A 720-nucleotide genomic window follows, 5' to 3' on the forward strand; every position below is an offset into this window, starting at 1 on the left:
TTGGTGAGTGGTTCGCCGGTGGGTGGGAAGTCGGCGGTGTTGTTCACGGGTCAGGGTTCGCAGTTCGCCGGTATGGGTGTGGAGTTGTATGAGCGGTTCGGGGTGTTCGCGGGTGTGGTGGATGAGGTGTGTGGGGTGGCGGACGGGTTGTTGCCCGAGCCGTTGCGTCCGGTGCTGTTCGGTGAGGGTGGCCGCGGTGAACTGATCGATGAGACGGTTTTCGCGCAGGTGGGTTTGGTTGCTTTGGAGGTGGGGCTGTGGCGGGTCCTGGTGGGGTGTGGTGTTCGGGTTGATGTGGTGGTGGGGCATTCGGTCGGTGAGGTCAGTGCGGCTGTTGCCGCGGGTGTGTTGAGTCTGGCTGATGCGGTGCGGTTGGTGTGTGTGCGGGGCCGGTTGATGCAGGGGGTTCCGGCCGGTGGTGTGATGGTGTCGGTGGCTGCTCCTGTGGAGGAGATCCGGGAGCGGGTTGCTGGGGTTGCCGGGGTGTGGGTGGCTGCGGTGAACGCGCCGGGGTCGGTGGTGCTGGCCGGTGAGGCTGAAGCTGTGCGTGGTGTGGTCGATGAGTTGGGTGCTGAGGGTGTGCGGACCCGGTGGCTCCCGGTGAGTCACGCGTTTCACACGCCGTTGATGGACCCGATGCTGGAGGAGTTCTCCCAGTCGATAGCCGGCCTGCCCTTCGAGGCGCCCCGGATCCCGGTTGTGTCGACGGTGACGGGTGAG

The 720-nt window shown here is 65.8% G+C and carries 1 protein-coding gene; it reads left to right on the top strand.

Annotated features, from left to right (window positions below; all coding sequences use genetic code 11):
- Positions 1-36: 36 nt before the first annotated feature.
- On the top strand, positions 37-720 hold a 684-nt coding region (locus tag HET64_RS38570; protein WP_308370437.1), incomplete at its 3' end, for an acyltransferase domain-containing protein.

The organism is Streptomyces sp. McG3 (genome assembly GCF_018619185.1).
Taxonomy (GTDB): domain Bacteria; phylum Actinomycetota; class Actinomycetes; order Streptomycetales; family Streptomycetaceae; genus Streptomyces.